This window comes from Streptococcus sciuri (assembly GCF_024814375.1).
In the GTDB taxonomy this organism is placed as follows: Bacteria; Bacillota; Bacilli; order Lactobacillales; family Streptococcaceae; genus Streptococcus; species Streptococcus sciuri.
On record NZ_JANUXX010000001.1, the window covers coordinates 348627 to 373329 of the forward strand.

The 24703-nt window shown below is 38.3% G+C and carries 17 protein-coding genes and 2 tRNA genes; 2 read left to right on the forward strand and 17 right to left on the reverse strand.

Translation table 11 applies throughout. From position 1 onward, the window contains the following. Position 1: 1 nt before the first annotated feature. Positions 2-733 carry a capsular polysaccharide biosynthesis protein Cps4B gene (gene cps4B / locus NXS10_RS01710; protein ID WP_259136964.1) on the reverse strand — a complete coding sequence of 244 codons (732 nt, stop codon included), beginning with the start codon at positions 731-733 and terminating at the stop codon, positions 2-4. Between the two features lie 10 nt (positions 734-743). Next, a complete protein-coding gene (gene cpsA, locus NXS10_RS01715) occupies positions 744-2213 on the reverse strand; it encodes an LCP family glycopolymer transferase CpsA (protein ID WP_259136966.1) in 1470 nt (489 codons plus the stop codon). 395 nt (positions 2214-2608) lie between these two features. Here cpsA and NXS10_RS01720 point away from each other — a divergent pair, with 395 nt between their 5' ends. After that, a complete protein-coding gene (locus NXS10_RS01720) occupies positions 2609-4327 on the forward strand; it encodes a phospho-sugar mutase (protein ID WP_259136969.1) in 1719 nt (572 codons plus the stop codon). Between the two features lie 53 nt (positions 4328-4380). Here NXS10_RS01720 and NXS10_RS01725 read toward each other — a convergent pair whose 3' ends face one another. The 15 genes from NXS10_RS01725 to NXS10_RS01795 form a co-directional block, all read right to left on the reverse strand. Further along, entirely contained in the window at positions 4381-5118 is a 738-nt protein-coding gene (locus NXS10_RS01725; RefSeq protein WP_259136971.1) for a PHP domain-containing protein, read from the reverse strand. Between the two features lie 71 nt (positions 5119-5189). After that, positions 5190-8810, reverse strand: a complete 3621-nt coding sequence (gene addA / locus NXS10_RS01730) for a helicase-exonuclease AddAB subunit AddA (protein WP_259136973.1) — start codon at positions 8808-8810, stop codon at positions 5190-5192. Continuing rightward, the gene (gene rexB, locus NXS10_RS01735) at positions 8800-12045 is read right to left on the reverse strand and encodes an ATP-dependent nuclease subunit B (protein WP_259136975.1); all 3246 of its coding nucleotides are present in this window, start codon (positions 12043-12045) and stop codon (positions 8800-8802) included. Before rexB ends, addA begins: the two co-directional genes overlap by 11 nt. Positions 12046-12155: 110 nt before the next feature. Further along, the gene (locus NXS10_RS01740; RefSeq protein WP_259136977.1) at positions 12156-14015 is read right to left on the reverse strand and encodes a bifunctional homocysteine S-methyltransferase/methylenetetrahydrofolate reductase; all 1860 of its coding nucleotides are present in this window, start codon (positions 14013-14015) and stop codon (positions 12156-12158) included. A 114-nt stretch (positions 14016-14129) separates the two neighbouring features. After that, complete coding sequence (gene metE / locus NXS10_RS01745; protein WP_259136980.1) at positions 14130-16370, reverse strand: 5-methyltetrahydropteroyltriglutamate--homocysteine S-methyltransferase; 2241 nt, start codon at positions 16368-16370, stop codon at positions 14130-14132. A 203-nt stretch (positions 16371-16573) separates the two neighbouring features. Next, positions 16574-18550 (reverse strand): fructose-specific PTS transporter subunit EIIC, encoded by a 1977-nt coding sequence (locus NXS10_RS01750; RefSeq protein ID WP_259136983.1) that lies wholly within the window; start codon positions 18548-18550, stop codon positions 16574-16576. Beyond that, the gene (gene pfkB, locus NXS10_RS01755; RefSeq protein WP_259136985.1) at positions 18547-19458 is read right to left on the reverse strand and encodes a 1-phosphofructokinase; all 912 of its coding nucleotides are present in this window, start codon (positions 19456-19458) and stop codon (positions 18547-18549) included. Before pfkB ends, NXS10_RS01750 begins: the two co-directional genes overlap by 4 nt. After that, positions 19455-20243, reverse strand: a complete 789-nt coding sequence (locus NXS10_RS01760) for a DeoR/GlpR family DNA-binding transcription regulator (RefSeq protein WP_259136988.1) — start codon at positions 20241-20243, stop codon at positions 19455-19457. The genes pfkB and NXS10_RS01760 overlap by 4 nt, the downstream gene beginning before the upstream one ends. A 320-nt stretch (positions 20244-20563) precedes the next feature. Next, complete coding sequence (locus tag NXS10_RS01765; RefSeq protein WP_259136991.1) at positions 20564-20698, reverse strand: hypothetical protein; 135 nt, start codon at positions 20696-20698, stop codon at positions 20564-20566. Positions 20699-20917: 219 nt separating this feature from the next. Then, complete coding sequence (locus NXS10_RS01770; protein ID WP_259136994.1) at positions 20918-21916, reverse strand: NAD(P)/FAD-dependent oxidoreductase; 999 nt, start codon at positions 21914-21916, stop codon at positions 20918-20920. After that, positions 21917-22429, reverse strand: a complete 513-nt coding sequence (locus tag NXS10_RS01775) for a GrpB family protein (protein ID WP_259136997.1) — start codon at positions 22427-22429, stop codon at positions 21917-21919. 51 nt (positions 22430-22480) lie between these two features. Beyond that, complete coding sequence (gene trmD, locus NXS10_RS01780; RefSeq protein ID WP_259136999.1) at positions 22481-23218, reverse strand: tRNA (guanosine(37)-N1)-methyltransferase TrmD; 738 nt, start codon at positions 23216-23218, stop codon at positions 22481-22483. Then, on the reverse strand, positions 23208-23726 hold the full coding sequence (rimM, locus tag NXS10_RS01785) for a ribosome maturation factor RimM (protein WP_259137001.1): 519 nt from the start codon (positions 23724-23726) through the stop codon (positions 23208-23210). Before rimM ends, trmD begins: the two co-directional genes overlap by 11 nt. A gap of 80 nt (positions 23727-23806) precedes the next feature. Continuing rightward, positions 23807-23878: transfer RNA gene (locus NXS10_RS01790), tRNA-Glu, on the reverse strand. A 30-nt stretch (positions 23879-23908) separates the two neighbouring features. Continuing rightward, positions 23909-23980: transfer RNA gene (locus tag NXS10_RS01795), tRNA-Gln, on the reverse strand. Between the two features lie 157 nt (positions 23981-24137). Here NXS10_RS01795 and NXS10_RS01800 point away from each other — a divergent pair. After that, positions 24138-24692 carry a hypothetical protein gene (locus NXS10_RS01800; RefSeq protein ID WP_259137003.1) on the forward strand — a complete coding sequence of 185 codons (555 nt, stop codon included), beginning with the start codon at positions 24138-24140 and terminating at the stop codon, positions 24690-24692. The last annotated feature ends 11 nt before the right edge of the window (positions 24693-24703 follow it).

Here is a 24703-nt window from a genome sequence, read left to right on the forward strand (position 1 = left end):
CCTATAATATTTGATTTTTTAGTATTTTCTCAAGGTTTCCCTTGAACAAAGCATGTGCTCTTTGTCGTCCATAATCTTTAAAGATGGTATCATAAGCTTCTTGCATATAAGGTGGACGTTTATTAAGATTATGCATGTCACTGGCAACGCAGTGCACCACATCTTCCTTTAAAAAATAGCGTGCACGCTTTTTAAAAATTTTCTCGCTATCGCCAAAAAACTTAGGTTTTAATACATGATTACTGTTAATCTGAGTATAGCACCCCATATCAATCAACTCTTTTACACGATCCACCTTGTACTCTAGAGCATTGTAGCGTTCAATGTGAGCTACAACAGGTGTTATCCCTAATAACAAAACTTTTGTCAAAGCAGAGTGTATCTCTTTCCAAGGTGTCAACATACTAAATTCAATCAGAGCATAGCGCGTGTCATTTAAAGTCGGCACCACACCTTTTTCAAGCTTTTGACGTAAGTCCTCTGTGTAAAAGAGCTCGCCTCCATAGAGAATAGCTAAATCTTCATAACGCTCTTGTGCAGTTTCTTTGACAATTTGGAAGTTCTCATAAATCGTCTGCTCAGGCGTTTCAAACATGCCCTTGCGGCGGTGTGAAGTAGAGATGATAGTACGTACACCCTGCCTATAACTCTCACCAATCAGAGCTAAACTTTCTTCCAGAGTCTTTGGCCCATCATCAACATCAAAAACAATGTGTGAATGAATATCAATCATATTTTTCCCTTTAATTTCCATTTAGCGTTGCATTAATTGCCGCTTTTGCCTTATCAATACTATCTTGATTGAGTTGCATCATATATAAACTAGCTGATGGCATAGCATAGGAGGTTAGCTGACCTGTTGAACCTGTACCTGAGACAGCTTGTGACGCCACTGTAAACTTATCATCAGAAGATAATTGTGAATTGGCAATCTCCATAATATCAGATAAAGGCATATTTGTTTGGATAGAGTCTTGTAAATTAGAGACAATCGCAGATAACTTTGTCAAAGAATTGAAGGATACCAATTTATTGACGATTGCAGAAATAACTTTTTCTTGATTTTTTCCACGGTCATTATCTCCATTTTCAAGCGAATACCGTTCACGAACGAAAGCCAAGGCACCTTCTGAATTCAGAGTGACATTTCCCACTCCAAAACTGTAATTTTTATTGGTGTAAGAAGTAAAAGCTTGATCATTGTAAACGGTAATGCCACCGATTTCATCAATTAATTTCAAGAAAGATGTAAAATTAAGACGAACATAATAGTCGATTGTAATACCGTAAAGGTTTTCCAAAGTCTTACGAGACGTGTCAACACCATAAATCCCTGCGTGTGTTAATTTGTCATATTGGTTGTTGCCTCCATCTGGAATTTGCACATAGCTATCGCGCGGAGTAGTAGTCAATAAAATCTTGTGCGTTTTTAGATTAACAGTCATGATGATATTAACATCTGAGCGCGACACTGTACTAATCGATCCATAGGTATCAATCCCAGATACATAGATATTAAAACTATCCTTATCCGTGGATACTGCACTAGACTTTGTCGCCTTCTTAACTTTATAAGTGTAGAGTGTCTTGAGATTAGAAGAGAAATCCTTATCCTGTAACTCCAAAAGACTAGAGTAGGCGCTATTTAACACCATAGCTTGAGAGCTACCCTCCATAAGATTGGTGTAAGCTTTTTGATAAGAATCCACAGTCGTAGTTTGCAAATCTATGCCTTTATCCGTTTTGACTTGTTTGATCAAGGCGGCGATATTCTCAGAATCGCTAGAAGTTGGTGCTTCTACTGTCTTTACTTGGTCAATAGATGTGATAGAACTATCTTTTGGCACAACGACACTCATCTCGACTTCGGAATAAAAAGTCGATTTATTCAAACTTTCTCCAAGGTTGATAGCAGAGCGAAAAGCAAATATGATACTAAAGGTAACGACCAAAACAATAGCTAGCAGGGTTGTGGTTATCTTCTTAGCACGTTTTAGGAGAATCAAAATCAAGCTTACAACCAAAGCACCCAATAATAGCGTTGTTAGCAAAACATTAATATAGCGAAAAGCTAAAAAATGATAGCTATACATAGCATAAATTGTGTAAAAAGATAATCCTCCACAAATAGCCACTAATACACTATTGATAATAGTTAGTGTGGATTTCATTTTTTTTGTTTCTCGTCTGTTACGACGACTAGAACCAGTCATGAAAACTCCTTTACTATGAGAATACAACTCTTTTTTATTGTACTCTTTTTATGTTATGGCAGTTTTTCAAGGTTTCATTCCCTTTAAACCCCATCTTATCCTTGAAATTGTTCACATAGCTTTTATTATACCCCCCCCCGAATGACTTTGTCAAGCGGTTTTTAAGAGTTTTTGACATCATTTATACTATATGTTATTTTTGAAACTAAACTATTTTTATTAAGAAATGTACCGACTTTTAATCATCTTTTTATGTGACAAATCGTTATCTTGCTTTTTTGCTTTTTCTTCAAAAAGCGTGCCTTTTTAAGAAAACAATGTTATAATGAAAACGGTTGTATATTTTCTTAACCATTCGTTGGGATTTACATTTTAAATTAAGGAGTGATTTACCTATGTCTTACAAGGACAGTTGTCAAAAATGGCTTGACTTTAAAGATTTACCTGATTATCTACGAGATGAAATTGTTGCTATGGATGACAAGACAAAAGAAGATGCTTTCTACACCCACTTAGAGTTTGGTACAGCTGGTATGCGTGGACTTATCGGTGCTGGGACAAACCGTATCAACATTTACGTTGTTCGCCAAGCGACAGAAGGACTTGCGCAATTGATTAATTCTAAAGGTGATGAAGCTAAGAAACGAGGTGTCGCCATCGCTTACGATTCTCGCCACTTCTCACAAGAGTTTGCTTTTGAGTCTGCTCAGGTCTTGGCCGAACATGGCATTAAAGCGTATGTCTTTGAGAGTTTGCGTCCTACACCAGAGCTTTCCTTTGCGGTGCGTCATTTACATACATTTGCAGGTATCATGATAACTGCAAGCCATAACCCTGCACCATTCAATGGCTACAAAGTCTACGGTGAAGATGGGGGGCAAATGCCACCCGCTGACGCTGATGCGTTGACTGACTATATTCGTGCCATTGCACATCCATTTGATATTGCACTAGCTGATTTTGACAAAGCAAAAGCCACTGGTCTTATCGAAGTCATTGGTGAAAATGTTGATAGTGCCTATCTCAGGGAAGTTTCTGATGTTACTATCAATAAAGAGTTGATTGAACGATATGGTAAAGACATGAAAATTGTCTACACACCACTACATGGTACGGGAGAAATGTTGACTCGTCGCGCACTTGCTCAAGCTGGATTTGATTCTGTTCAAGTTGTTGAAGCTCAAGCTGTTTCGGATCCAGATTTCTCTACCGTAAAATCTCCAAACCCAGAAAACCAAGAAGCTTTTGCTCTTGCTGAAGAACTTGGCCATAAAGTTGACGCTGACGTTCTTGTCGCAACTGATCCCGATGCAGATCGACTCGGTGTTGAGATTCGTCAAGCAGACGGTACCTATAGAAATCTATCTGGTAATCAAATTGGTGCTATCATTGCTAAATATATCCTTGAAGCTCACAAGCAAGCAGGTACACTTCCAAATAATGCTGCGCTTGCTAAGTCAATCGTATCAACTGAGTTAGTCACAAAGATCGCTGAAAGCTACGATGCAACTATGTTTAACGTCTTGACAGGCTTTAAGTTTATCGCAGAAAAAATTCAAGAATTTGAGGAAAAACACAACCACACTTATATGTTTGGCTTTGAGGAAAGCTTTGGTTATCTCATTAAACCGTTCGTTCGTGATAAAGATGCTATCCAAGCTGTTCTTATCGTTGCTGAAATCGCTGCTTACTACCGCTCACGTGGTATGACACTATCTGATGGTATTGAGGAAATCTACAGAGAATACGGCTATTACGCTGAAAAAACACTTTCATTAACCCTCTCAGGTGTGGATGGTGCTGCGCAAATTAAAGCTATCATGGATAAATTCCGAGACAATGCACCAACACAATTTAATAAAACAGATATTGTCCTTCTGGAAGATTTTGAAAAACAAACAGCTACCGCTAAGGATGGTCGTGTGATAGCATTAACGACACCACCTAGCAATGTTTTAAAATACCTTTTAGCCGATGACTCTTGGTTTGCTGTCCGTCCATCTGGTACAGAACCTAAAATTAAATTCTACGTTGCAACTGTCGGCAGTAGCCTAGATGAATCAGAGCGTAAAATTGCTCATATCGAAAAAGAAATCAATACTTTTGTTGGTTAATAGAAAAAGAACTCTGAACACAACTAGAGTTCTTTTTCTATTTTTGTAAGCTGTCAGCTGATCAATTGACTCTCAGAAATACCATAATCTGCTAATAACGCTGTAATCTTGTCAAAATTCAGGCGAAAATGTTCTAACTGATGACCATCAGAGCCGATAGAATAGCATTTGCAACCTAGCTTGGTTAACAACTCTAGCGCATAACAATAAAGATGCTCATGATTATAGAGATACATAGATTTTGCATTTAACTCAAAAGCAAGATGTTTATCCATCATTTTTTGAAAAATAGAACATAGCTGATTTTCGTACTTCTTTAACTCAGCAGTCGTCACATCAAAGCGACGAAAACCGTAGTCAAAGTGGGCAAGGACATCAGCTTCCACGCGCCCAATCGCATCATCCAGACGTTTAAGATAATCGGTAATGACAGCATCTTTTGGCAAGGTTTCAACTTTATCATCCAGATAATCGTAAATGCCATTATGATGAACTGATAGTAGCTTGAGATCAAAATCTTTACCTGCTAGATAAGCTTTGATGTCCGCCTCACGTGGCTGAAAATAGCCAATCTCGATTCCTTTTTTGATACGATTACCATAGAGAGCATTGAGTCTTTCAATCTCATGACAATAGCGCTCATAATCAGGAATATCATCCTGCTGGCTATAAGGGTTGGACAAGTCAAAATGCTCTGTTGTCACAATTTCACCTGAGTAAGCTCGCAAATAATCCTCAAATTGCGCTTTGGAATCGTATGAAAAAAAAGTATGTAAGTGATTGTCACGCATAAGTTTCTCCTTATCAACTAAATTGTAAAACCTATTTGAATATTTAAATAGCAATGAACAAGCGAAGCGCTTTAAGAAATATGGACAACCTCTATTGCTCTGCCACCTAATAGCACAAGGTATTTATCAACGGTGGCGATATTATAAGACTTACTAAGCGCCTCAGCATAAAGTGCCATCTGTCCTCTATAGCGCTCTACCAACACATTACTATTAGTGTACTTATCTGTCTTATAGTCAAATAAGACAATCCTATCCTCAAAGAGCAAATACCCATCAACAATTCCTCGAATGACAAACTGTTCTTGGCTGACTGGATCTGTCTTGAGCATGGCAAAAGGAGCTTCACGATAAAGTTTATCACTATGTTTTTGAATAAGATGCCCAAGATTGCTCTCTGTAAAGAAAGCTAATACCATATCCAGATTGAGACTGGCTTTGACATTTTCGTGAGCTGATAAAGTTGATAAAGTTCTTGTGATGGTTTGCATGGTGACTTTTTCGGTCACATTCAAACGTTGCATTAGCTCATGCATAGCTGATCCAATAACTGTCGATTCCACTTTTTCTCCAGTCAGACTCGGTAGTAAAAAACGCTGCTTGTTACGGTAGGAATCGATGACTGCTACACCTTCGCTATCCATAATCGGCTCATAAAACTTTTTAACCTGGCTAGGTGTTTGCACGCTTGGCAAGTGAATAGCAGCTTGATAACGGTGATTAAGCTTATCAACCTGTTCCAGCATATCTAAAGCTTGTTTAATATCATCTGATTGACGATTATGCGCTTGATTATCAGGATTAAAAGGAAGGTTTTGTGAAATACTACCGATTCTCTCATCGCTCAAATCCTCATCTTGGAAAAAGCTGACTGAAAAAGGAAAGTTATTCTGATACGATGCTGCACAAAGTGCTAAAAACCAATCTTGGAAAGTTCTGCACCTTTTACGTTCAGCAAGTGCTAACCGTCCTTCTTGAAAATGACCGTCATATTTATCAGACCATTTGCTAGCACTAGCTTTACCAATCAGATAGAGCTTTTTTTCACTACGGGTCATAGCGACATATAGTAAGCGCATTTGTTCAGACAAGGTAGCCAGTAAAAGAGAACGTTTATTGAGTTGGTAAGAAAGAGTATCTATGCTAACTTTAAGACTAGGTAACATCTCTTCATTGACGTCATCTTTCATGTTTGCCAGATACTTTATCCCAATTCCCATCTCACGATCTAAAATCACAGGTGCATTCAAGTCTGTCATGCTAAACTTTTTATCCAGATTGAGGATAAAGACATACTTAAACTCTAGACCTTTACTTTTATGGATAGTCATGAGATGGACAGCATTTTTAGGTAGAGAAACCTCGACATCTGCTAGATCATTTTGATTTTCAAGAGTCTTATCAATCATATGAATAAATCGTGGCAAACCTTTAAAACCAGACTGCTCAAACTGATTTGCACGTAAAGCAAGGGCATAGAGATTTGCCTGACGTTGCTCTGCTCTAGGGAAATTCCCCACATAGTCATAATAAAAACGGTCATTATAAATTTTCCAGATGAGATCATAAAGGGAATGAGTCTTGGCATAAAGACGCCAAGTAGTAAAGGTCTTTTGAAAAAGCTTTAATTTTTGGATAAGCTCATCTGTAATAAGCTCACTGTGTGCACCTGAGTGTGAGGAGGCTTTTACCAGTTTGTCAAAAAAAGCACACTGTGATGATGAAGATTGAACAGAAAGTCTGGCGAGATCATCTTCATCAAACTGGAACATAGCAGATCGTAAGAGCGCAACTAAAGCATAATCATTAAGTGGATTGTCAATAGCTCTTAGTGTATCTAGCATAACCATGACTTCAACAGACTTGAGAAAATGTTTTTCTCCGCCATCTGTCACAAGCGGAATCCCATATTGCTCAAAGGAGCGTAAGATACGGTCATTTCGTGTTCGTGAGGAGACAAGAAGCGTAATATCACTAAAAGGAACTCCCTCGTCTTTGTGCAAACGAATAATTTCTTTTGCGACCAATCGTACCTCACCTGGTGACATTTGATCCTCGTTCTCTTCTAAAATTTCATCAGACTGATCTGTATCCAAAAATAACAGTTGGGTTTTATTCTCTGGATGAAGTTTTTTTTGTTTTCGACTTCCTGCTTTTAGTTCATGGCTCTCATCATAAACTATCTCACCAACGTCTTTATCCATGAGGCGACTAAAAAGACTGTTCGTACTATCAATGACCTCTGATTGACTACGAAAATTTTCCTTTAACAGGATAATCTTGCCATGTTCTGGATGTTTTTGATAATCATTAAATTTTTGATTGAAAATCTGCGGATCAGCTTGGCGAAAACGATAAATAGACTGCTTAATATCACCTACCATGAAACGATTATGCCCATTTGATAACAGCTCTAGTAAGCGTTCTTGCATATGGTTATTATCTTGATACTCATCAACCATAACTTCGTGATAACGCTCTCTATAAAGAGCTCTAATAGCTGGATTTTTCTCCAATATACCAATAGCAAAGTGATTAATATCTGAAAATTCGAAGGCGCTTTCTTGGATTTTAGCCTGCAGGTATTGATCTGAAAAATCCTCTACAAAAGTTTGTAATAACTCCAACATTGGGAGGCTCTCTAGCTGGTATTTCAGGATAATATCCAAATGTTTAAAAAGAATGAGTTGATCTTGAAGATCCTCAAAAACTGCATAACGCTCTCCTGCTACTGTGACATAGCTACTTTTAGGAATCAGTTCAAAAATATCCTTTGCTAAACGGCCAAGAGATTTAATGCCATACAGTGTCTCAAAATGAAATGACCATTCTCTAAGCTGCTCAATAATCATTCGATGTTTCTTATAAGTTGCAGTAGGCACTTTTTTGGCAGTCAGTTTTTTGTACCCTTCTAAATCCGTCACATCCTGTAACTTATCTGCTGTCTCTTGCATAGAGACAAGTAGTAAGTCAATGTCTGATTTAGGAATAGCATCGTAATTAGTAGCGCTTTTAGCACCTCTTAGGAAATGAACTTTTAGCCACTGCTTGGGATTGGCAGTAGATTGGATAAAATCATGAATCTGATACACAATAGATCTAAAAGGTGTTGTGTTTTTGCTACGTCCTGCAAAATTTTTGACCAAATGCGTAAAAAGCTCAGCTTCATTTCCCGAAGCATAATCAGAAAACAAATCAGAAAAGACCGTGTTTTTCAGTAAAATTTGTTCATTCTTATCCTGCATTATTCGAAATGTCGGTGAGATACCCAACGTATAGCCGTACTGACTGACCAGCTTTTGCGTGAAAGCATCCATCGTTCCAATATCAGCATTTTGAACAGCGGCGAGTTGCTCACTCAAAAAAACTTTGGTATCGGTATCTGTGCTTTCTTTTATCTTTTCAATCAACTTTTTTTCTAAACGTTCTTTTAATTCACCAGCTGCCTTAACAGTGAAAGTTGAGATAAATAAACGCTCAATAGGAATACCTCTTAAAATCTGGTCAATAATCCGCTCTACCATAACAAAAGTCTTTCCAGAACCAGCTGAAGCCGACACAAGAATGTTTGTTCCGTTAGCATAAATAGCTTCAATCTGCTCTGGTGTACGCTTTTGCGTTTTATTTGTATGGCTCTCCTCGTCTTGTAAGTGCTTGATTTCCCTGTCGGTTAAAAAAGGCTTACACTTCATCACTATCGTCCTCCTCACTTTGTGCCATCAAGGTCAAAAAACCTTGGTGTTTTTCTTTTCTCGGTAAATGATAGAGCCTACGACTGTACGGCATGTGTCTATCCGCTTCAAACCCTGTAATCGCTTTTATCTGTTCTCCCAATGCAACCTTACCATCTTTAGTGTAAGGATTGATGAGAAAATGTCCACTTCTAATGACATTCTTTGCTTTCTGATAGAGACGTTCGTTATACCCAAGCATGATAGCTAACTCTTCTTCACTAAAAAGTGTATCTAGCTTATAATTACCGTTTGCTAAGTGGACTTTTTCTTTTTCTAAAAATAATCCTCTGTAAATAATTTCTTGGTGAGCTTTGGCTTGCAACTCATCTAGCGACGTCACCTTGTCAAGAGATAACTTTGGCTCTTGCATGTGCAAGTACATAGCACCGAAAATCTGATTGAGAGAAAGATGATAACGTGATTGCAAAGCAGAGAGATAGGTGATCAGCTGAGGACTAAGACCATTAAAGAAAGCTTCAATATCAAAGACTTGCTTGCTTGATTTGTAGTCGACAACACCGTAAGTACCATCTGATAAACGATCCACACGATCAATAATACCATTAATCACGATTTTATCAGACAAAAGCAGCTCAAATGACTCCTCCTCCATTTGAACACGATTAAAGGAATGAGAGCGGTTGAAAATCGTTGCTGTCGCTCTAACAATATCTTCTAAAACACCCAGAATATAGCGACCTTGCGCATCTGAACCGTAGAGTGTTTGAAAAGCCTCTTCATTATTAGCAGTCTTAATCGCCTGATTCAATTTATCATCAAAGTCATCAGAAGAGCAATCTTTCATGACTAGCTCAAAAACTCTGTGTAGATAAGTACCATGATGTCTAGCATCTGGATGAATACTTTCTCTCTCTTTCAAACGCAAAACATACCGTAGAAAATACTGATACTGATTATTGTAAAAAGTCGTTAGTGCGGAGGAAGATAAATGCAGAGCTTCATTTGGTGGAAAACGAACTGCCATCACTTCTTTTGAGACGGGGTGAGTTATGACGGTGTCCTTTAAGAGTGGCATATGAAGCCCTTCTTTGTCTAGCTTTTGGCGCAAATGGCGAACAAGAACAGACCAAAAAGTTTCCTCTTGTTTATCAAGCACCTCATAAAGAGCAGGACTATCGTTAGCAAAACCAACCAAACGAGAAAGGAGAGCCTTGTAAGTACCAATGCTAGTGCCATCAGTTGAAAAAGATGTCTTTTTTTTGACTAACAGTGGCACCCCCATAGTAACAAGCTCTCTCAGATAAGGAGACATATCATCCTCATTTTCATTTAGAACCTGTGGTTGGCTCAAGATAAGCTGCGTTGTTGCAACATTAAAAAGAGAAAGCGCCGTAAAGTGATTCTTTTTGATATGTTCACGACTGATAATATCAAAATGCCCATCTATCTCTTTTTGCTCATTGATGAGCTGTCGTTCCTCATCAGAGACTAAACTTTTATTTTGTGCTATTTTGGGAAAGTGAGACTTGGTCATACCAAGGACAAAAACAAAAGGCTTTGAGTGTGGTTCCACCAAATCATAAGACTTAATTGATACCACATCAACCGTTGCAGGTACCATACGATACTCAGCTTGTAGCAAACCATTACTAATCAACGACAAACATTCATCAAGTGTCAATTTTTCGTCACCAAAGATAGTTTGAAATTGCTGTAAAATGGAAGTAAAAGTCTTCCAAACCTGTTCTTCTTTTTCACGTTCAATCTCAGATAAAGACGCCGCAAAGCGTTCCATATTGTCTGTGAGAGAAATGTCCACAAAAAAGGTGAAAAGTTTTCGCAATAAACTCTTTCCAGATTGCTTACGAGATTTGATGAGTCGTGCTAGAGGTTGTATAATTTGATTTCTGATACCATTCAATCGCTCAAGATTAAATGAATGATCTTCTGAAGCTGTAAAATCCGTTAAAAAGCCTTTTTGCCCTTTGATATCAGCATAAGTGACATATTGGTCAAAATAATCTAAATCTGCCTGTTCTATCCTTCCGTATAGACCTGACTTAAGAAGGTTCATAACATCATCTGCTCGGAAGTTGTAGCGCTTAATGCGCTCTAAACTCTCAATGAGATTAATCAAAGGATGGGCACTCATACTTTCTGATTTTCCTAGATAATAAGGAATAGCGTAACGCTCAAAAATCTGTCCAATTTGCAGGTGGTAGCTCTCAACATCTCCTAGAAGTACGAGTATATCCTTATAGCGATGACCTTCATGAAGCTTTTGGCGTATGGCATGCGCTACTTGCTCAATTTCTTCTTGTTGATTGACACACTCCCAAATCTCAATAGCGCTCTTTGCTATATCACTAACTTTCTCGCCACTTGCTGTAAAATCATGATTGCTCTCAAAAAGCTGTGACACTTCTTTAAAAGCTAATCCCCCTTGCCAATGGGACTCGATATACTGAGGCTTCACCTTATATTGACTTGCTAAATCACGGATAAAATCAAGGCTGGCTTGGTAGATATTTCCCATCGAAAAAGCAGAACGTTGTGCCTTTTGGCTCAAGTAGGTACCGATGATAATTTCATCGCAGCGTTCCTCTAGACGATGAATGAGTGTTTCCTCTTCTGCTGAAAAACGGGTAAATCCATCAATAACTAAAACAACATGTTCTAGCGCTTTATCCATATACCCCATTTTTAACTGATCAGCAAAAAAAGCAAGCTTTGACTGGTTATCGTATTGCCCTTTTTGAAGCAAAGATTCTACCTGTGAAAAAATAGTCACCAAATCTTCATATTTTTCTTTAGAGTGCAATAACTCAAGATTATGAACAGTCAACTGAGCTGCTTGTAATTCCTTATACAAATCAACCAACTGACGGATAAACTGATGGTTTCCCTTTAATCTCGCATAAACTCGTAGGTCTTTATCTTCTAATTGTCTCAAAGCACAATAAAAAATCATTGCCAAACCTGCATCATCCAACGTTTCTTTAGGATTTGGGCTATTTAAGACAAAATAGCGAGCCAACTGTGCAAAGCGTGTCACTGTAATAGCAAAAGAGCTTTGCTCCTCCAGACGCCAAAGCACTTCTCTCTCCTTTTCAAAAGACAGCGAATTTGGGGCAATATAGAAAACACGTTTCCCTTTTTTAGCTTCCTGAGTCGCTCTTTTTACCAAAATCTCTGTCATATCATGACTAATATCTGTATATAATAACTCCATATCATCCCATCCTTGTCTCATTAGTAGCATTATATCAAATATTAATATATTACTCAACGACGATACAGTTGCAGCAAAAAAACTCCTCTCAATGAGCGGAGTTTCACTAGCTAATCTCTTTTTTGGTATTTTTCTTTTTCCTGGATATAATCAATCAACTCTACTGTCAAATCATAGCGCATAAATGGTGTGATGAGATAAATCCCATTAAAATACTCTAAAGCGCAGTCAATTAATTGTTTACTTTCCTCCAAGGCCAATTTTTGACAGGTCTCTTTATCATCTTTAACAACCTCTAGTTTTGCTAAAAATTCATCTGACAGATAAATACCAGGCACTTCATTATGAAGAAAAACAGCGTTGTTATAACTTGTAATCGGCATGATACCGATAAAAAAGGGGAGGGAAGACGTTTCAGTGATATGAGCTAAGTCTTTAATCGTTTGGGTATTAAAGATAGGCTGGGTAATAAAGTAATCCGCTCCTGATGCTACCTTTCTCTCGATTAAACGACTACTGCGTGATAGATTTTTCACATTTGGATTAAAAGCAGCACCAACTGTAAAGTTAGTCGCTTTTTTCAAGCTTGCACCACTATAACCTTTGCCTTTATTGAGTTGTCTGATGAGCTGTAATAGCTTAAAGCTTGTAGCATCATAAACACTTGTTGCACCTGGAAAATCCCCCATTTTAGAAGGATCTCCTGTGATTGCTAAGATATTCTCAATTCCCAGCACCTCCATACCTAAGAGACGTGATTGCAAACCAATCATATTATGATCACGACAAGACAGATGAAGCAAAAAAGGTGTCTTTGTACTTTCTTTTAGCAACGCTGCTAAGCTGAGATTGCACACACGCGTTCTGGCTAGAGAATTATCTGCCAGTGTAATAGCAGCAATACCTTTAGCATCGATTGTTTTGATCCCACTTTTAAAGGCTCCAATGTCAAGTGTTTTTGGCGGATCTAACTCAGCTATGATAGTTACCTCACGCTTCACCTTATCCACCAATGAATCTTTCTTAAGTGTTTTTTGGATAAATTCCTGCTCATTTAGCAATGGTGTTACACGCTTATGGGTCACAGGTGATAAACGAGCAGCTACACGTTTCATAGCTCGGACATGATCTGGTGTTGTCCCACAACAACCACCTAGTAAACGTACTCCTTCTGCGACTAAAAATTGGGCACTTTTTTCAAAATACTGAGCATTCTGACTAAAACTATAATGCCCACCATCACCATTATCTGATTCATAAGATAACAAACTAGCATTAGGATATGCTGCCAAATAGGCCTGTGCAAACAAGGGTATTTGCTTGAATGACTTAATCATATGATAAGGACCAAGATGACAGTTAAGTCCAACAACATCAGCCCCTAGCATGACCAACCGACTAAAAGCTTCTACCAAAGGGTGACCATTTTCAGTGATTCCTGCCTCATGCAGAGCGATATTAGTAATAATAGGCAAATTTGTCAGAGGACGCAAAGCAGTAAGCACAGCTATCAATTCATCAATATCGTAATACGTCTCAAGTAGTAGACCATCTAGCTCACCAGTCTCTAAAAGATAACCTGCTTGCTCTAAAGTCTCAGCGACAATTTCCTCTATACTTAGTTCACATTGACGAAGCCCCCTAGAAGCACCGATAGTTCCCAAAACATACACATCTGCTCCAGCTTCCTTGCGAGCAATAGCTACAGCTTCTTGGTTAATTTGCTTAACTTCATCTTCATGTCCATAAATTGATAAACGATGTCGTTGCGCTCCGTAAGTATTGGTCTGTATAACATCTGCCCCAGCTTTTATATAAGCTTTGTGTATAGCAGCAATTTCCTTTGGGTGGCTAAGATTATAATATTCATGACAAGTATCTAAACCATTGGCATATAATAGTGTTCCCATAGCGCCATCAGCCACTAAAATCGAAGATGATAAATGCTCTAATAACGGTTGCCTTACCATAAATTCTCTCTTTCTATTATCATGTGAGAAAGACTTGCTCGAAAAAAGCAAGTCCTTTTACCATCACTCTGAAGGTGTCCATCTCACATGTTTTCAACGAAATCACTTTTCTTTTTATTCATATCCTAGTTTGTGACGCACTTTTTTAGTAGCTGATACCAGTACTTTAAGTGCTGCAAGTGTCTCAGGTTCACGACGTGTTTTAAGCCCACAGTCAGGATTAACCCAGAATTGTTTAGGTGACAATTGTTGAAGTGAACGTTCAATATTGGTTACAATTTCCTCTTCTGTTGGCACACGTGGGGAGTGAATATCATAGACACCCAGCCCAATACCTAAAGGATAGACAGTCGTCTCAAAGGACTCAATGATATCTCCGTGACTACGACTCGTCTCAATAGAGATAACATCAGCATCCAATTGACGAATAGCATCAATAATCTCATCAAACTTAGAGTAACACATATGTGTGTGAATCTGAGTCTTATCCTCAACCGAAGATGTCGCAATATGGAAAGCATTGACAGCATCCTCAAGATAAGCTTTTTGTTTAGCTTTTCGGAGTGGCAATCCCTCACGAAGCGCTGCTTCATCGACTTGGATAATAGCAATTCCTGCATCTTCAAGCAATTTGATTTCATCCTTGATAGCAAGCCCAATCTGATTGAACAAATCGCTACGCTTAATATCCGTACGCTCAAATGACCAGTTGGTAATAGTAATAGGACCTGTCAACATTCCCTTAACTGGACGATTTGTCAAACTTTGTGTGTAGACTGTCTCCTCAACTGTCAACGGCTGAATATGCTTGACATCACCATAGATAATTGGAGGTTTCACCGCACGTGAACCATAAGATTGCACCCAACCGAACTTAGTTGTCGTGAAACCAGCGAGTTTTTGCCCAAAGAACTCTACCATATCCACACGCTCAAATTCACCATGTACCAAGACGTCAATATCAAGATTTTCTTGAATAGTTACCCAACGTGCAATTTCAGAATGGATGAAATCTTGGTACTCCTTATCACTAATATCACCACGCTTCCAAGCTAGACGTATACGGCGTACTTCTTGAGATTGCGGAAAAGAACCAATCGTCGTTGTTGGTAATAACGGCAAGTGCAAGCGGTCTTGTTGTACTTGTCGACGAATATCATAACTTGACTGACGAGCAGTTCTTACTTGACTAAGATCCTCAAGTTCTACGTTACGGAAATCCGCTGCTTGAAGAGCATCAAAAGCTTTAATATGCTCATCATAGAGAGGGTTCGCCTCCCCATCCAAATGCTCTGCCAATCGTTTAATTTCCTGTAATTTTTCATCTGCAAAGGCTAGTCCGTTTTTCAAAACAGAATCCAAATCAGTCTCATTTTTCGTTGTCACAGGGACATGCAAAAGAGAACATGAAGGCTGTACAACAAGACTAGCTGTATTCTCTGATAAAATTTCTAACAGATTTGATGCTTCTCTAAAGTCACTCGCCCAGATATTGCGCCCATCAACAACACCCGCAAAAACTTCCTTGTCTCTAAATAGGCCTGCTTTTACCGCATCAAGATTTTCCTCCAAGCCATGCACAAAATCAAGACCAAAGGCAGCTACTGGCAGATTAGATAAAACTTCAGCATCAATCAAGGCTTCAAAGTACGTTTGAAAAATCAACTTGACATCAGGAATTTGCTTAGCAAAGTAGCCATACACTATCTTAGCAGCTTCCAAATAATCATCACCCTCATCAGTCACAAAGATAGGTTCATCTACTTGGATGTAGGTCGCACCTGCATCAACCAATTCTGTAAAGATTTCTTTGTAAAGAGGCAATAAACTCTTCACTGCTGTTGTAAAATCCGTCACACCTGATGAAAGAGCTACAAAAGTGATTGGTCCTGTAATGACAGGCTTTGCTCTGTCCCCTATCACTTGATAAGCTTCCTTATACAAATCCAACAAACGACTATTCGTCAATTGTGGACGTTTGTTTGTCCATTCTGGTACGATATAATGATAGTTGGTATTGAACCACTTTTTCATACTAGATGCAACGTTAGCCTTATTACCACGTGCAAGAGCAAAATATAAATCCAAATCAATCGATTGATCGCTAAAACGTTCTGGAATAATTCCGAACTGCACAGACAAATCTAAAATATGGTCATAAAGAGAAAAATCTCCCACTGGAATCAAATCCACACCGGCATCTGCCTGCTTTTGTAAAAAAGAAAGACGTAAAGCTCGAGCCTGTTTTTCAAGCTCTTCCTTATTAATCTTCTCTGCCCAGTAGCTCTCAATCAAACGTTTCCACTCACGTTGCTCCCCTAAACGCGGATACCCCAAATTTGAAACTCTAGTCATAGTTTCCTCCTATATCTTTGCTAGTTAAAATTATAGCTTGTTTTTTTGTTATGTCTAATATTTTACACGTCAAATCCTACTAAATCAATACTTTTATACATACTATCTTTTTATGTATAGATATAGTTTTTAACTAATTCACTAAGGTTATCTATAGTTTTTAATTATAACAAAAGAAACTGAGCTAAGCCCAGTTTCTTTTGTTATTGACGATGTTCAGCCGATTTTCTAAGAGCACCAAAAAGAATACCTGAAACGATAGCACCGATACACACAAAGAGAATATATAGGAATGGATTGCTTGTTAGGGCAATAACAAAGATGCCTCCGTGTGGTGCCATTAGTTTGATACCAGAAAGACCGACCAAAGCTCCTGCTAGGGCTGAACCTGCGATAAAGCTTGGAATGGCACGTGCAGGATCTGCTGCTCCAAATGGAATGGCACCCTCTGTGATAAATGAAAGCCCCATAACAATATTCGTCAAACCAGAGTTACGTTCTTCTTGGATGAATTTATCCTTAAAAAGAAGAGTCGCTACAAAGACAGCAAGAGGAGGAACCATACCACCAGCCATAACGGCTGCCATTACGACTGAACCGCCATCTGCCACACTTGCTGCCAGTGTTCCTGTACCAAAGACATAGGCTGCTTTATTGAAAGGACCGCCCATATCAATAGCCATCATTCCACCAAGGACTAGTCCCATGATAACTGCTGAGCTACCTGATAAACTTTCAAGAAAATTGTTTAATCCTGTATTGATCGCTGCCATTGGGATATTGATAAAAAGCATCAGAAATCCTGTTACAAACACACCAAGCAATGGGTAGAGTAAGATAGATTTGATACCTTCTAGCGAGCGAGGAAGAACAGTTAAAAGTTTTTTGAGGAGAAGAATAACACCACCTGCTAAGAAACCACCAACCAAAGCTCCTAAAAATCCTGATGGGACACCAGAGAGAGACAGCGTTGTCTCACCGCCAGCAGCATAGGGAACTTTCCCCCAAGCCAAGCCAGTTGCTGCGATAGACCCTGCAACAAAACCTGCAACAAGACCTGGTTTTTCAGCAATTGAATAAGCAATATAACCTGCTAATACTGGAAGCATAAAGTTAAAAGCAACACCACCAATATTTTTAAAAAGGGAAGAAAGCTCATGATAAGTTCCCAAGTTACTCAATTGATCCTTTGGCACACCCATAATATTATCAATCAAGAAGGCAAGGGCAATCATGATACCACCACCAATAACGAATGGCAACATTTGAGAAACACCACTCATCAAGTGCTTATAAAAAGCACCACCAAGGCTCAATTTTTCACTAGCATCGCTTGAAGATGATGCTTTATCAGCTGAAGCTGTGTAAGTTTCTGCTTTGCCATCAAGGATGATATTGATGAGTTCTTCAGATTTTTTAATACCATCAGCAACCGGACGTGAAAGAAGATGTTTTCCATCAAAACGTGCCATTTCAACAGCTTTATCAGCTGCAATAATAACACCTTTTGCACGTGCAATTTCATCAGCGCTCAAACGATTACCGACACCTGATGCACCATTTGTTTCAACACGAACTGTGACACCCATTTCGTCTCCTTGTTTGATGAGAGCTTCTTCTGCCATATAAGTGTGCGCAATACCAGTTGTACAAGCCGTAACCGCTACGATAAGTGGTTTATCATCTGAAACTGAAGTATCTCTCACTTCTTCTTTGACTTTATTCTCTTCTTCTGCTGCGTTAAATGTTGCAATAACTTCATCAGCTGATATCACTTGACGTAATTGATTAGCAAAACCATCTTTCAAAAGATATTTCGATAATTCAGCAAGAGCAGCCAAGTGAGTGTCGTTTGCGCCATCTGGTGCTGCAATCATGAAGAATAGATAAGTTGGTTGACCGTCCAATGCTTCATAATCAACACCTGCAGTAGATTTAGCAAACAAAACAGTTGCTTCTTTAACAGCTGCATTTTTACTGTGAGGCATGGCAATCCCATCACCTAAACCAGTAGATGTTTGCGCTTCACGGTTCATGATACCTTGTTTAAAAGCATCAAAATCATCTACCACACCGTGTTCAACAAGGCTTGTGATCATTTCATCGATCGCTGCTTCTTTTGAAGTTGCTTTCAAATCAAGAATCATGACATCTTTTCTGAGCAAGTCTTGAATTTTCATATTTTTTCTACCTCTACTTTTTGATAAGTTTCTTTTATGAATTCAGCAGTTGCCAAGTCATCTGAAAATGTTGTTGCTGTCCCACATGCGACCCCCCATTTAAGAGCTTCGATTGGATTGCCAGATTTGACATATTCGCCTGTAAATCCTGCAACCATAGAATCGCCCGCACCCACAGAATTTTTGACAGTGCCTTTAATTGGTTTTGCAAAGTATGCTGCTTCTGGTGTTACCAACAATGCACCGTCGCCAGCCATTGAAATAATGACGTTTTTAGCACCTTTAGCGAGAATTTTACGGGCGTATTTTTCAATATCAGCAAGACCGTTTAATTCAACACCGAAAATATCAGCTAATTCATGATTATTCGGTTTCACCAAAAGTGGTTGATAGTTTAAGGCATCTAAAAGTGTTTGTCCTTCAAAATCACAAACAACTTCTGCACCGGCTTTTTTAGCAATCGGAATCAATGTGTTATAAACTTGGTTTCCGAGACTACTTGGAGCTGAACCTGCAAAAACAACAGTATCTTCACTTGAAAGGCTAGCAAGAATAGCGCCTAATTCTTCAAGTTTTTCTGTTGAGATGTAGGGACCTGCACCGTTGATTTCTGTTTCTTCATCCGCTTTAACTTTGACATTAATACGTGTATCCTCAGAAACTTCAACGAATTTTGTTGCAATGCCTTCATCTACCAAGCCATCTTTCACAAAACGCCCTGTAAATCCACCGATAAATCCTGTGGCTGTATTTTCAATATCAAGACGTTTCAAGACACGGCTCACATTGATTCCTTTTCCACCAGCAAATTTATCATCACTTGTCATACGATTAACATTACCAAGTGCTAAACTATCCAAGCGAACGATAAAGTCAATGGATGGATTTAACGTTACTGTATAAATCATACCTCTATCACCCTCGTTTTTTTCTGTAATTCCTGTACAACAGCTGTCGTACATTTGTCTGTTATAATCACTACCTTATCAATCGTATCAACTTTGACAAAGGCTTTTTGACCAATTTTAGAAGCATCTGCTAACACAAACGTTTGCTGACTATTGGCAATGACAGCTCGTTTGATAGTTGCCTCATCAAAATCAGGTGTCGTCAAAAACTCGCTATCAATACCATTCATCCCAATAAAAGCCTTATCAAGATTAAGGCGATTGACCTGTTCAATGGCCATATGCCCAACACTAGCATCCGTTGACAGTTTAACCGTACCTCCGATGATAATTGTCTTAATCCCCTTATCCACCAGAGCAGTCGCATGATGGATTGAATTGGTCACAACAGTCACCTCTAAACTGTGCAACTTTTCAATGAGAAATGCTGTTGTTGTACCTGCATCTATAAAAATCACATCACGCTGATCAATCATTTGAGAAGCAACTTCTGCAATTCGCGCTTTCTCATGAGAGTTTTTGATAGATTTTTGCTGATTGGTTAGCTCATCTTGTAACCCCTGTCGCAACTCAGCACCGCCATGCACACGCCTCAATTTATTTTCAACTTCTAATTCGTCTAAATCACGACGTATCGTTGATTCAGATGTATCAATCAAGCGCATCAGAGTCTCCAATGTGACCATTTGATCTCTTTTAAGCGTCTCCATGATAACTTGCTTACGTTTTGATTTGAGAATAACGTCCACCTCCTGCAAACGATTACAGATATTATTATACTCCATTTTCTATCATTGTCAAGCAAATTCTTTCAAAAACTAGTAAAAAAGAGAAGAGAAACTCGCTTCCTTTGCGGATTGTTTCCAATAACCACCATTAATAAATAGCATTCGTTTGTTTATGAATCTTTTAAGTTTTTCTTTTTAAAAACCACTCCCAATTCTAATGATGTAGATAAGATATATCATCAAGCCAAACTTATCCGCATTGTTGTTACTTGTCTTTGAAATAGGTGTTCTATACTTAGTTAGTTGTAATAGCTGGGGACATCCTTAACATCGCTAGATATTGTTTCTGCTTTTTCTTCATTTGCTACTTCAGATTCTTATTCCGTACTGTCTAATGATTGAGCAGTCTTTGTATCGGTTATTCTACTTGTTATTGCTATATCAAACTTACCTACCTCTTTATCATATGATGCTACTGTACTCCCATCTACAATACTAACGTTATCTGTCATATCTGAGAGCACCTATGGTATACCCCCTGTGAAATGATTATCTCTGCTTGTATCTCGACTTATAAAACTGAATATCTCCTTTACTTTTTTAAATATCATTTTTTCTTTCTTACTCACATATATGTCAAGCATTTTACTCAAAAAACTAATATACCACGTTAGATTGTCAAAAAACGTTTGAGTACACTCAAACGTTTTGATATATCATGATTTGTGACATTATTTTATCAGAGAAGTTGAGTGAACCACTCGCATATCTCGATCTGGGTAGATATACTTGATTGCTTGGTTGACAGCTATTGGTGCCTCACCAAATCCAGTAGCAATCAAATCAATCTTGCCCTCGTAATCCGCTGCATCACCGATTGCATAGACACCTGCTTGGCTAGTCTCAAGAAGAGAATTTACCAAAACATTTGAACGTTTATAATCAACATTCCAATTTTTAAGGTTTTTATTTGATGTTGAAAAGCCAAAGCTAACAATCAAAGCATCTAATGGCAACTCAACAGTTTCATCTGATTTAACCTTTTGAATCGTTAAACTGTTAGCTAATTGACCATCACCATCTAAAGCAACTGGCACATATGGAGTCATGATGTTCACATGTGATTGTTTTAGCACTTCAACGCTGTGTTCATGCGCTCGAAAAGCATCACGACGGTGAACGATTGTCACGCTTTTAGTCAAACCATCCAAATGATTTGCCCAGTCAACGGCAGAATCACCACCACCACAGATAACAACGTCTTTGCCAACAAATTGGTCTAATTTATGAACATTATAAAAAAGATTATTATCAGCGTATTTTTCCTCTCCATCAAGTCCTAATGTACGGGGAGCAAATGCACCATTACCGCAAGCAATGATAATTGATTTTGACAAATGATCACCTTTTGTTGTTTTGATTGTGAAATGCTCATTTGTTTTACCAAAAGTCAGAACTTCTTCTTTCAAGCAGATAGACACCCTATCCTCAAAGCGAGCTAACTGCTCAATCAAACGCTCAGAAAGCTCAGCAGCTGAGACAGCTGGAAAGGCTGGAATATCGTAAATCAACTTTTCAGGATATAGCACAGCAGGTTGACCGCCAAGCTCTGATAGACTTTCAATAATTTTTACTGAAACACCGCGCATCCCTGCATAAAAAGCAGCAAAAAGACCCACAGGACCACCACCAATAACGGTAATATCATATATTTCACGATTTTCTGACATTTATTTTTCCAACTCCTTATAAATTTCTTCGATGACTGATGTTTTATAAGCCATGTAACTTTCGATATTTTTGGGAAATAGCCACGCTGCTTTCATTTTTGTTGCTCCATAAATCGCAACTGTATCAGGATGACTGCGCAAATAATCACGAAAAGCAAGGTGTCGTTTCAACTCAGGTGAATTTTCAGGACAAACATAAAGATGATGACATTGCAAATACTCTTTACCAGAATAAGCAAAAGCTTCCCTGCCTTCAATCCCTAGATTTCCCTCATGAACATATCCAATACTTACTAATTTTTCAACAACCATAGATAAATCCGTCTCTTGAGCAATCACAACATCAATATCAATGATTGGCTTTGCTGCTAAGCCTTCAACAGCTGTGCTTCCAACATGCTCAATTCTAATAGCTAACTCACCAAGAACAGCACGCAATTCTTGCGCAATTTTTTCAAAATCATCTTTCCAACTTTCTTGATAAGAAAGAACAATGACCTCTTCTGTCCGCATGAAACCTCCTCAAAAATAAAGAGACATACAGTCCGCATGTCTCCTATTATATCACATATTTTTAGCTTTCGCGTCTTTCTCTGCGAGAATCTTTCGAAAAATAGCTTCTTCTTCCTTGCTAAAAACATAATTTTCCAATAAATCTGGACGACGTTCTAACGTCTTACGCAAACTTTGCTCAATACGCCATTTTCGGATATTCTCATGATGACCGCTCATTAACACGTCTGGTACTTTCATACCACGAAAATCATACGGACGTGTATATTGTGGAAATTCCAAAAGCCCTGATGAAAAAGAATCATCTTGATGACTAGCTTCTTTTCCTAGGACATGAGGAAGCAAACGAACCGTTGCATCAACAATCGTCATCGCAGCCAATTCTCCACCAGTCAAAACAAAATCGCCCAAAGAAATCTCATCGGTAATCAAGGTTTTAATGCGTTCATCATAGCCCTCATAATGCCCACAAATGAAAATCAGTTCAGCCTCTTGTGCCAACTCTTCGGCGTAGTTTTGATCAAATTTACGCCCTGCTGGGTCCAAAAGAATCATGCGCGGCTTTTTAGCGTCAATCTTATCAATGGTATCAAAAATCGGCTGTGCTCTAAGAAGCATTCCTTGACCGCCACCGTATGGTTCATCGTCGACATGACGAGCTTTTTCTGCATTCTCACGGAAATTATGATAGTTGATTTCCAACAGACCTTTTTCAGTAGCTTTACCAACAATCGAATGTTTAAGTGGGGCAAACATTTCTGGAAAGAGTGTTAGAATATCAATCCTCATCGTCAAGTCCTTCCAAAACATCAACATCAATACGATTGCCAGCAACATCCACATTAAGCACAACTGGTGGAATGTATGGAAGCAATAAATCACGTTTTCCTTTACGTTTCACTACCCAGACATCATTAGCGCCAGGTTGTAAAATTTCCTTGACTTGACCAATCAAAACATCATTTTCATAAACATCAAGTCCAATGATTTCATGATAATAAAATTCACCATCATCAAGATTAGATAAATTTTCCTCAGCAACTTTTAAAGTGCAACCTTTGTATTTTTCAATATCATTAATATGATACATACCTTTAAATTTAACAATATCAAAATTCTTTTGTTTACGGTGACTAGCAATCTCAACTTCAATAATAAAACGGTCTTTATCATCAAAAATCGCTAATTTTGAACCTTTTTGAAAACGTTCTTCTGTAAAATCCGTCACAGATAACACACGCATCTCACCTTGAAGACCTTGTGTATTGACAATTTTTCCAACATTAAAATAATTCATGTCTACTCCACTTAACTTAGTCTTTATTATTGTACCATGATAGCGATGAAAAACCAGCTGCACTCTGCAACTGGTCAAGATAGTCCGTACGGGATTCGAACCCGTGTTACCGCCGTGAAAAGGCGGTGTCTTAACCCCTTGACCAACGGACCAAAATCAATGTATAAAACCAATGAGGTTCACTGGGGTAGCTGGATTCGAACCAACGCATGAGGGAGTCAAAGTCCCTTGCCTTACCGCTTGGCTATACCCCAAAAGCAAATATCATTTTACAGGAAAACAAGAAAACTGTCAATAACTTTTTGAAAAAAATTCAATTATTTAAAGAAGTCATGTCATTAGGGAAAACTACATTGACAAAATACCTTATTTTTGGTATGCTTTTGGTACTTTAGGAAGTTAGGACATCATATGTATTACGTTTTAAAACATGATAAGGATAAGGTTTATCTGCGTGATGCGGATGGACATTTGCTTAAGCTAAAAAGGGAGTTATTTGATTTCAAAATAAAAGCCGGCGATCGTATAGAACTTTATCAGGACACTGATATGACAGTGGTCGTACCATTCGTTGAAGAAAAAGTACTTGAGATAGATGGGGAAAAATCCGTTAAATCTACTCTCCTACAAGGCATTTTAGACTTGTTTTTAGAGACACTCGCCATTCATAACAATCAGCTAGGCAACACCAAACAGATTTTTTCACAGTTTTTAATTACTTTATTTATGGCATGGAGTTTACTAGGTGTTATTATTATCGAAGTACTACTTTTTTTAGAATCTGTTTTGGTCTTTTTATGGAAGCTCTTTCTTCGTAGTTTCAAAGCTCTCCATTTGATAGACAATGGTAAACGTCTCCTCGAAAAACACAGACAAACAAAAAGCAATCAAATACAAAATAAAGTGATTGAAGAAAAAGAATACGACGACAGTGACACCTTCCAAGAAGATAACAAAAGTGAATGAGACGTCTCATT